The organism is Streptomyces sp. NPDC055966 (assembly GCF_042269865.1).
Classification (GTDB): Bacteria; Actinomycetota; Actinomycetes; order Streptomycetales; family Streptomycetaceae; genus Streptomyces.
The window spans coordinates 1-5,925 of sequence record NZ_JBHJYK010000066.1 but is presented as its reverse complement, the minus strand read 5'-3'; the positions used below and the strand labels follow the sequence as shown (position 1 = coordinate 5,925).

The following is a 5,925-nucleotide window of genomic DNA, read 5'->3' as shown; positions in this document are numbered from 1 at the left end:
GCCAGCTTCCGCGTGGTCTGCGACCACGAAGGCGGCTGGGACGAGGGCGGCCGGGGCGGGGACCGCGGCGGCGACCGCGGCGGCGAGGGCGGCGGCGAGGGCGGCTGGAACGACTGATCCGAGACCGACCGCGCAATATGGGGCCCCGGCCTGCCGCAATCGGGCCGGGGACCCCATCCCCACCATTGTCCGACAACCCACACGCCATGCACACACCACCAGGCCCGTACACCAGGCGTCACACCCTGGCGCCCGGGCGGCGTCGTTTCACTCACTGGCCGATCCACCTGGGGTTTCTGCACCGCGGGCGGCCCGCGGGCACGTTTACCCGCGCCCTCGCCAGTGGCTTGCCTCCCGGCGTTTCCCCACCGCCGAACGGGTGAGATCGGAGCCGTTACGAGCCGCGCCCGCCCCGCGCTGCCCCACACCGGGACACACGCGCCGCTCAAGGCGCCGCAGCACTCCGCCGCCACGGACCACACCTCGGACACGCAGCCCCGACACCGCGTCCACCTTCGAACGGTGCCCCTGTTCGCCCGCGTGGTGGTGACCGGCCGGTGAGCCAGACATCTCCGGCAAGACCCTGCGCAGCGACATGTCCGCCGTGTCCGCGGTGTCCGCGAAGCTCGGCGTCACCGACCGCGTCGCCGCGATCGTCCGAGCCAGGTGCGCAGGGTTCGGCGCCGGTCAGGATCGACAGCCGGAATGTCGGCGTCCGGGTCGGACAGACGCAGCGATATGCGGCGGCGTGCGACCAGGCCGGCCCCCATCAGCAGCAGGAACGGCAACCAGGCGAGCGCGTATGCGACACCGTAGTGGTGGACGTCCAGGATCGACCGGCGCGGGTCCACGTCGCTGCTGTTGACACCGAAGAACGCGAGCAGCAGTGCAGGCGGGAGCGCGATGACCGAGCCGGCGGCGAGCGCCGCGGCCAGCACCCGGTCGCGGCGCTCGGCGTACCGCTGGGACGCCGTCTCCAGATCGACGCGGCGCGTCGCGAGCACCGCGTCCACTCGCTCGACGATGCGCGACGTGTTGGCCAGCGCGTCCGCGAGCGCCGCGACGCCGCGCAGCGACGAGTGGAAGCCTTCGACCAGCAGCTCCGGGATGAAAGTCGTATCGGCGTACGCCTCGACGCTGAAGCTCAGGTCGAGCTGAAGGTCGCTGAGCCGACGCGAGAGCCGTGCGACCAGAGTGCGGGCATCGTCCGCCGTCTCGACCACCGCGACCCGGTCGAGCTCCAGAGCCTCGAACGCCTGCCGCCGGATGCGGTGCACCGCCGCGACCGCGTTGAGGATGCCGGCCGCGGCCAACCCGAAGGCGTTCTCCACCGGCGGCGCGTAGCCGACGATCACTGACACGCCCCTGCCGTGCGCGACCATGGTCTGGCCCGGGTTGTTCAGCATCTCGGGCCGACGTATGCCCAGCGTGGCGCCGGTGCCGCCGTCCATGGTGCCGCGGAGCACGATCGTCACCACGTCCGGGCCGACGGCGTCGCCAGATACGTGCTCGGCGAGCAGCCGTCGCGCGAGCTCCGCACCAGGGAAGACGCTCTGGTGGACGTTCCGGCCGAACTCCAGCGGCGGCTGGTCGGCGGGCAGGTCCGTGACGCCGTACGCGCGCAGACGCGCGTCGAGCCACTCGGTCAGCGGCGCCCCGCCGACGCGCGTCGCGGAGCGGTCCTGCCAGGTGGCGTAGAGGGTCTCGGCGATTGCGTCCGAGCCGTCCGCGCCGTCCTCGATCTCGACGTCCACGAAGAGCAGCGGGTCCCGGCGAGGCGTGACGGCCAGGGTGATCGCCGCACCGTCGACCCGGACCGCGCTCGGCGGCAGCGTGATCTCGGGTACGCGCTCGTGCAGCACCAGCCGGGGCAGCAACAACCCAGCGGCCTCGACGTGGGCGGCGAACCGGCCGAGGTCGAACGCCTCGGTCAGCGGGCGGAGCATCTCGTCGGGCACCCGTACCTGAGGTGTGAGGTTGTACATCAACAACAGGCGGGTACGCGCCCTGACCGCCGTGTCGGACCGTGGCACGACGCCCCCTTCGACTGACGCTCGTGTGAGGCAGCAGCCTATGGCGTGCCCCTTTGACGAGTTGAGCAGTTGATCGAATATCTCTGTCCGGTTGGTACCGGAGCACCAGCGCACGCTCGCCCACAAGCGTGCGGGAGACGAACGACGACAACAGGTGCGGCAGCCGGCCCCAGAACGGGAGCCCTTGCTGGCAAGCGGGTTCGCGCAGGCACGGGAGCTCGTGACGGATCTGTTGTGCGGGAGGCTCGGGGAAGAACCGAGCTGAACGCTCACGCCGGGCACCGGGGCACCCCAACATGGCGAATTCCCACGCCCGTTGGGCCCTCATGCCGACATGCCTACGGGCGCCTCGTTCAGAACGTGCGCAGCAGGATCAGCCTCAACGCGGAACGTCTGACGGTCTAGCGAGAGGTCGAACAGCAGGGGCGGTTGCGCGTCACCCGTTTCTCCATGTCCGAGGTGCCGCGGCCTGCGGATGACTACCGAATCGGCACGACGCCAAGGGGCGCCGATCATGCCCCGTCCCACATTTCCTGCTCGGCTCCCGCGCCGTCTCGCAGTCGCCGAGGTCGTCCGATTCGACGACCCGGCCTCCTCGTCCAGCGCGTCCGCTCCGCAGGGAGGGGGGACGGGCACCACGCCATCGCACACGTCGGTCTCCGCACCCCCGTCCAGGACCAGTTCGTCGTACTTGCAGCCGTACTGGCCGCACGGCTCGCGGGCGTCGTCCGACATGTCCGCCCAGTACGCCGTCCCGTATCCGGCGTCCCCGCCGACGCGCTCGGCCGGGTCAGGCATGCACGCCACGCTTCGTTCCGCACCCGGCGGGCCCCTGTCCACTGCCCGAGGGGTTCTCTTCTCGACCCCGCCATCCGACAATGTGCATGCCAAATCCGGAAACACTCCGGTACGGAGAGGATCCCCCCACATGAACAGACCTTCTCTCATCGCCGCTCTATCGGCAGGAAGTCTCGCCGTCATCACGTTGCTCGGCGTGACCGCCGCACCGGTCGAGGCCGCGACAAGGCCCGCGGACGCACAGGTCAGCTTCGCCGGGACCGTGGCATTGGACGACTGTTCCGGATCCGTCGTACGCTCCCCCGCCGCGGCGGATGACGAACCGGCGATGGTCATGACCAACGGGCACTGCCTGGAGAGCGGCATGCCCGCCGCGGGGCAGGTCATCACCGACCAGCCGTCCAGCCGTACGTTCACGCTGCTGGACGCCGACGCGAACCAGGTCGGCACGTTGCAGGCCACCAAGGTGCTGTACGCGACGATGACCGACACCGACATAACGCTGTACCAGCTGAGCAGCACCTACGCCCAGATCCACCAGCAGTACCAGATCGACGCGTTGCCGCTGGCCACCACGCACCCGGTGCAGGGGCACAACATCGAGGTGGTCTCCGGGTACTGGCAGTCCACCTACTCCTGCGCGATAGACGGCTTCGCCCACGAGGTGAGGGAGGCCGACTGGACCTGGAAGGACTCCGTCCGGTACACCTCCGGCTGCCATGTGATCGGCGGTACTTCGGGCTCACCGGTCATAGACACCTCGACCGGCCAGGTGGTGGCGGTCAACAACACCACCAATGAGAACGGCGAGCAGTGCACACTGGACAACCCCTGTGAGGTGGACCAGAACGGCAACGTCACCATCCACCAGGGCATCGGCTACGCCGAGGAGACCTACCTCATCGCCCCCTGCGTGGGCTCCGGCAACCAGATAGACCTCACCCTGCCGACCTGCGCCCTCCCGAAGCCGTAACCCATACGGACGCCCTGGCGAGTGCAGCGCCAGGGCGTTCCCCTCAGGGCCTGCCTGATAAGGGGCAGCCGGGTGGCTGCATCCGGCCGCAGTCATCGACATCCGCCCGCTCCACGCGACCGGCTGGTCCATCACCGACCGGATGCGCACCCAACTCGTCACCGGCACGATCGACATGGCGGTCCGCACCCGCGGCCGCCGAGTCGACGGCGTTGTGTTTCACACGGACAGGGACGCCCAAGACCGGCGGCGCCCTTCGCCGAGGTCTGCCACCGGCACGGCACGTAGGTGTCGTCGCGGTCATGCCGAAAGACCGCCAGCAACTGTGCGCGCAGGGCAACACGACCGTGGGCCCGCCCCTCTCTGCCGGGCGACTACTTCCATCCGGTCAGGCAGCAGACTCTGGGCGGCCGAAGGCCGCTGGTGGTCTTCACCCCCAAGTCGATGCCGCGGTCGAAGGCGGCCACCTCCACCCTGGCCGAGTGCGCCCAGTGCTCCTTCCGTCCGGTCCTGCCGGACGCCACGGTGGACCCCGTCCAGGTCGAACGCGTGCTGCTGTGCACGGGCAAGGTCCCCCCACGACCCCGACGCCCACCGCCAAGACATTCCGGCCCGACGGACACGGACATCGTCCGGCTGGAGCGCCTCTGCCCGTTCGCCGAGGCAGAGCTCGCGGCGGAACTCGCCCACTTCCCTGCGGCCGCGAACGTGCGATGGGTGCAGGAGGAGCCAGAGAGCAAAGGTGCGTGGTCCCTCGTCACGCCACGTCTGCACCGGTCGGCAGGACGCCCGGTGGCATGCGTCAGCCGGCCGGAGGCACCCGCCCCGCGGTCGGCTCCGCCCTCCGGCACGCCCTGGAGCAGAGAGCCCTCGGGGCATCGGTCTCCCGGTGAGCAGCGACGCTTCCAGCAAGGATCGGCTGCCCCTGAGTATCCGCCGACAGCACGGCAGCATCGCGGAGAAGCAGCGTCATGAGCCTGCTGGCACGCGTCAACCAGCCCCCTGACCTGAAGAAACCGCGCCATGCGCAGCCGATCCGGCGCGCCGGGGAGATCCGCGGCTTCCTGATCCGCCATGTCGCGGCCGCAGGCGTCCATCCGGGACCCAACCTCGGCACCGCGGAACTGCCCCTGGCACTGCACCGGCTCCTCGACTCCTCGCGCGACCGACTGCCATGGCATGTCCGGCACCACACACACGTCCACAAGGTCGCCACCGGGCGGGCCGGTGAGTTCTCCGGGCTGCGGCAGCGCGGCGGGCTCTCCGGATACCTCAGCCGGGAGGAGTCCACGCACGACCACATCGCACACTCCCCCGCATCGGCGGTCCTGTCGTACGCCGACGGCATGGCCAAGGCCGGACAGCTCGCGCCGGAGACGGGCCGGCACATCGTCACCATCGTCGGCAATGGAGCACCCATCGAGGGGCAGCCTGGAAGGTCCTCACCGCCTGAGCGACTCCGCGCAGGTCCGCGTCGGCGGTGCGCGTCCTGCGAGGGCGGCCGCGCCTGCTCGACGGCTGGGTGCCCTGGCGCGCCCAGGAGGAGGCGGCCATCTCGAACATCACGGCCGCCGAGGAACCCGCCGACCGCATGCAGCCGTTCAGCAAGGCGAGGTGCTCGCCCCGTGCACCCCGCACCCCCGCCCTGCACCGACTTCCGACGGCCGGCAAGAGCAGCTCCGCCACCCGAAGACCTCTGCCTCCAAGCCCACCGCAGGGTCCCGTACCCGGCCGCCACGGCTTGCTTCCTGCTGCCAGCCGACAACACCGGGCCCGAGGAGCGCTGATTCGCCGCCGCCGTGCCGTGTCCTGCCGGGTAGAACGACGAGCAGACTTCGGCACAGCCGGTCCTTTAGCACGGACCAACTCACGCATTTCGCAGCGACACGCGGTCGATATGGGGTGAGCAAGCGTCAGCAGATCATTCGGAAGGGCTAATCGTCATTCAATACGCCTTTTTCTCCGGTCACTTCACATCCCGGCCGAGCGGCGGAAGCAGCCGCATATACCCCGATCGGCCCCCTCTCATCGACATTCCGAAATGACCGATACGACAGCCATGAGTACGTTTGATCGCAGTCGGCTGACGAGCCGACATCTCGGAGATAACAGACAGGAGAA

General features: G+C 69.8%; 4 protein-coding genes. 3 read left to right on the top strand and 1 reads right to left on the bottom strand.

Features of this window, described 5'->3' with window-relative positions; translation table 11 throughout:
* Positions 1–632: 632 nt before the first annotated feature.
* Positions 633–2,033: a hypothetical protein gene (locus tag ACFC8N_RS48575; protein WP_376296071.1), complete on the bottom strand. Its 1,401-nt coding sequence runs from the start codon at positions 2,031–2,033 to the stop codon at positions 633–635.
* Between the two features lie 928 nt (positions 2,034–2,961).
* On the opposite strand from ACFC8N_RS48575, the gene ACFC8N_RS48570 reads away from it, so the two are divergent.
* The 3 genes from ACFC8N_RS48570 to ACFC8N_RS48560 all read left to right on the top strand — a co-directional run bounded on the left by ACFC8N_RS48570 (position 2,962) and on the right by ACFC8N_RS48560 (position 5,591).
* Positions 2,962–3,804, top strand: coding sequence for a serine protease (locus ACFC8N_RS48570; RefSeq protein ID WP_376296070.1), 843 nt, complete (start codon positions 2,962–2,964; stop codon positions 3,802–3,804).
* Positions 3,805–4,248: 444 nt separating this feature from the next.
* Complete coding sequence (locus tag ACFC8N_RS48565; RefSeq protein WP_376296069.1) at positions 4,249–4,779, top strand: hypothetical protein; 531 nt, start codon at positions 4,249–4,251, stop codon at positions 4,777–4,779.
* Positions 4,776–5,591, top strand: a complete 816-nt coding sequence (locus tag ACFC8N_RS48560; RefSeq protein ID WP_376296068.1) for a 1-deoxy-D-xylulose-5-phosphate synthase N-terminal domain-containing protein — start codon at positions 4,776–4,778, stop codon at positions 5,589–5,591. Before ACFC8N_RS48565 ends, ACFC8N_RS48560 begins: the two co-directional genes overlap by 4 nt.
* Positions 5,592–5,925: the final 334 nt, after the last annotated feature.

Coding starts and splice junctions, on each gene's coding strand:
- ACFC8N_RS48570 (WP_376296070.1), top strand. CDS start 2,962: ATGAACAGACCTTCTCTCATCGCCGCTCTATCGGCAGGAAGTCTCGCC.
- ACFC8N_RS48560 (WP_376296068.1), top strand. CDS start 4,776: ATGAGCCTGCTGGCACGCGTCAACCAGCCCCCTGACCTGAAGAAACCG.
- ACFC8N_RS48565 (WP_376296069.1), top strand. CDS start 4,249: ATGCCGCGGTCGAAGGCGGCCACCTCCACCCTGGCCGAGTGCGCCCAG.